The organism is Nonomuraea turkmeniaca (genome assembly GCF_005889735.1).
In the GTDB taxonomy this organism is placed as follows: Bacteria; Actinomycetota; Actinomycetes; order Streptosporangiales; family Streptosporangiaceae; genus Nonomuraea; species Nonomuraea turkmeniaca.
Map to the genome: position 1 here is coordinate 1 of NZ_VCKY01000441.1, position 3,584 is coordinate 3,584.

At 72.0% G+C, this 3,584-nt stretch carries 3 protein-coding genes and 2 pseudogenes; 1 reads left to right on the plus strand and 4 read right to left on the minus strand.

The genetic code is table 11. The features are described from left to right. Positions 1-223 (plus strand): annotated as a pseudogene (locus ETD86_RS57730) (hypothetical protein); the annotation flags it as partial. 1 nt (position 224) lies between these two features. Here ETD86_RS57730 and ETD86_RS53195 read toward each other — a convergent pair. From ETD86_RS53195 to ETD86_RS56470, 4 genes and pseudogenes are all read right to left on the minus strand, one after another. Beyond that, on the minus strand, positions 225-1,205 hold the full coding sequence (locus ETD86_RS53195) for a DUF4037 domain-containing protein (protein WP_342779374.1): 981 nt from the start codon (positions 1,203-1,205) through the stop codon (positions 225-227). A 120-nt stretch (positions 1,206-1,325) separates the two neighbouring features. Then, positions 1,326-1,517 (minus strand): hypothetical protein, encoded by a 192-nt coding sequence (locus tag ETD86_RS53200; RefSeq protein ID WP_138674207.1) that lies wholly within the window; start codon positions 1,515-1,517, stop codon positions 1,326-1,328. After that, complete coding sequence (purB, locus tag ETD86_RS53205) at positions 1,514-2,944, minus strand: adenylosuccinate lyase (protein WP_138674208.1); 1,431 nt, start codon at positions 2,942-2,944, stop codon at positions 1,514-1,516. The genes ETD86_RS53200 and purB overlap by 4 nt, the downstream gene beginning before the upstream one ends. Before the next feature lie 50 nt (positions 2,945-2,994). Continuing rightward, positions 2,995-3,584: pseudogene (locus tag ETD86_RS56470) on the minus strand (hypothetical protein); the annotation flags it as partial.

Consider the following 3,584-nt stretch of genomic DNA (forward strand, 5'->3'; position numbering starts at 1 on the left):
CTTCACCGCCTCCGGCGTCCACCCCGGACCCGTCACCCGCACGGAAACCGGCAAACTCCTGGAATACGACACCCCCGCCGGCTCCGTGAGCTGGGAGCTGGCCGAAGGCACCGGCCACGGTGCCCGCCTCATCCTCACCTGCACCGGCGACGCCTCTGCCGTCGTCGCTTGGCGTATTCGGATAGAAATGTTGATATCTAAACTGACGTCCTTTACAAAGTAGATCATTCGGTGAGGCCCAGCGCGGCCGCCGTCGCCGCTCTGGCACGCCCGGGGGCCATCAGCAGATCCGTCGAATCCGACAGCTGATCCACGCACCCCACCACCGGCAACCCCTTGATCACCGGGTCCGACACCGACGCCATCAACGCCTCGGCGAACCGGTCCCCGCCGATCACCCGGAACGGCCGGTCGAAAAACCCCCGCACCCCCTCATCCAGCCGCTCGGCCAGGGCCACCCGGTTCTGCAGCGCCGCCACCCGCGCATACGCCCCGCTCAGCCCCTCTTCGCGCTGCCGCCACGACCGCGCCGCCACCGCCGACCCCAGGCACTCCCCCAGCTCCGTCGAGCCAGGCAGCCGGGCCAGGGCACTGCCGAGCCATTTGGCGTACGGCGGGTACCGGCGCCGCAGCAGCAACGCCAGCCGCATCACCTCCCGCGCCAACCGCGCCCCCACCACCGCCGAGCCCAGCTCATCGCCCACCTCGCCGCACCGGCCGAGAAACGGCTCCTCCTCCCCGATCCGCCGCCACTGACAGGCCAGCACATACCGCCACACATCCTGCGGGTACCAGCGCAACACCGCCCTGGCCGCCTCCAGCGCGCCGAGCCCATCGTGGAAGACCTCCCCCCGGGTCACCTCGGCCAGGCGCTGCCACGGCACCGCCAGCCAGTCCAGCAGCGACATCCCCGCCCGCGGGTCGAAGCCCAGCAGGCGCTCCAGCCACGCGCCCGGCTCCGCCACCGTCACCCCGGGCCGCACCTCGCCGTGGTAACCGAACACCGTCGGCAGACCGCGGAAGCGCTCCGGCAGGCCCGCCACCACCTTGGCCTCCACCTCGGCCACATCCGCCGCCGCCGTGAACAACAACACCCGCGGCCCCCAGTCATGATCGGCCGAGCGCGCGGTGTCGAACGCCAGCACCTCCGACCCCGGACCGATCAACGCCGCGCTGTGCGGCACCTGAGGCAGCAACGGCGCCACGACCTCGTGGTAAAAGGCTCGCGACAACTCAATACCAGGCACAAAGTTGGACATCACCCCGTCAACTGTGCACGAGCGCCGTCCGAACCACACCCGATTTTCCCCGCAGCACGCGCCAGGTCAGACGCAGCCCCACACGGCCAGCCGGTCACGCCGCGACACCGCCGGGCAACCGGCCACCACCGCGTCCCCCAGCGCCCACGCACGGGCGCCGCCGCGCAGCCCCTGCGCCACCCACATCACCAGGTCGTCGTCCCCGCACGCCGCCCGCACCTGCTCTTCGGTGCGCAGCTCATGGAGGCCGCGAATCACAAGATCGAGCCGGGACGGTACGCCGCCGCCTCCGGACGCGCCGCCACGACCTCGCCCACCTGCTGCGAGACCGCCTCCACCTGGTCGGCCGCGGCGCCGGTGAACGAGACCCGGTCGGCCAGCAACGCCTCGAGCTGCTCGCGCTCCAGCGGGAACCGCGCGTCGCCGGCCAGCAGGTCCAGCAGCGCGTTACCGGCGCCTCGCGAACGCATCGCCAGCGCGGCCGCGACCGCGTGCTCCTTGATCAGCTCGTGCGCCTGCTCGCGACCCATCCCCGCCCGCACCGCCGCCATCAGCATCTTGGTCGTGGCCAGGAACGGCAGGTAGCGGCCCAGCTCCGCGGCGATCACCGCGGGGAAGGCGCCGAACTCGTCCAGCACCGTCAGCATCGTCTCCACCAGCCCGTCGAAGGCGAAGAACGCGTCCGGCAGCGCCACCCGCCGCACCACCGAGCACGACACGTCGCCCTCGTTCCACTGATCGCCCGCCAGCTCGCCGGCCATCGAGGCGTAGCCGCGCAGCACCACGGCCAGACCGTTGACCCGCTCACAGGAGCGGGTGTTCATCTTGTGCGGCATCGCCGACGAGCCGACCTGCCCCTCGGCGAACCCCTCGGTGACCAGCTCGTGCCCGGCCATCAGCCGGATCGTCTTGGCCAGCGACGACGGCGCCGCCGCCAGCTGCACCAGCGCGGTCACCACCTCGAAGTCCAGCGACCGCGGATACACCTGCCCCACGCTGGTGAAACGGGAGGCGAACCCCAGATGCGCGGCCACCCGGCCCTCCAGCTCCGCCAGCTTGCCGCGATCGCCCCCCAGCAGATCCAGCATGTCCTGCGCGGTGCCGACCGGGCCCTTGATGCCACGCAGCGGGTAACGGCCGATCAGCTCCTCCAGCCGCCGGTAGGCCACCAGCAACTCGTCAGCCGCGCTCGCGAACCGCTTGCCCAGCGTGGTGGCCTGCGCCGCCACGTTGTGCGAGCGGCCCGCCATCACGCTCGCCTCGTGCTCCTCGGCCAGCGTCGCCAGCCGCGCCAGCAACGCCACCGTACGGTCGCGCGCCAGCAGCAGGCTGTCGCGGATCTGCAGCTGCTCGACGTTCTCGGTCAGGTCCCGAGAGGTCATGCCCTTGTGCACCTGCTCGTGCCCGGCCAGCGCGTTGAACTCCTCGATGCGGGCCTTGACGTCGTGCCGGGTGACACGCTCCCGCGCCGCGATCGACTCCAGATCGACCTGCTCGACCACCTTGTCGTAGTCGGCGATCGCGCCTTCCGGGACCGCGATCCCCAGCTCGGCCTGCGCCCGCAGCACCGCCAGCCACAACCGCCGCTCCGCGACGATCTTGTACTCGGGCGACCACAAGCGGGTCAGCTCAGGCGAGGCATAGCGGGCGGCCAGGACATTCGGGATACGCGGCTTCGACGTCACGTCGCACAAGTCTATGCATCCGCCCGCAACACCTCGCCGCGCGCCCACGCTCAGCGTCCCGGCGGTAGGAACACATACCGCCGCTTGCCGCCGGCCGGCCGCAACTCCACCGGAGTCCAGGACACCAGGAAGGGAGCCGCGGGCCGCCGCGAGGTCGTCAGGACGCCCACCCAGTCGCCCCGTCCCAGCGCGGCCCTGATCGACGACGGCACCGACGAGCGGCCACCGTAATGGCGGAAGACGCCATGCGCGGTGCACCGCGCATGGAAGGCGATCTGCACGGCGTCGTGACCGTACAGGAAACACGGAGGGCGCATGCCCAGCTGCTGCAGCCGGGCGGCGACCGCGGGGACGACCGCGCGGGCGGCGTGGACGTCCCCGCCGTGGACGACGACGGACCTGGCCTGCAGGCCGAAGTAGCCCAGCACGCCGGCGACGGCCAGCACCGCGGTGCCGCGCCACCGGCACAACCAGACGACACCCGCGGCCACCGGCAGGGCCAGCAGCGCGTAAGCGGGCAGCAGGAACCGCGGAGCGGCGTAGCCGACGGTGAAGAGATAGGCGAAGGCGAGCGACAACCCGCAGGCCACGGCCGCCACCACAGCGCGCCGCCGCGCCGCCCACACCCCCAGCCCCGCCA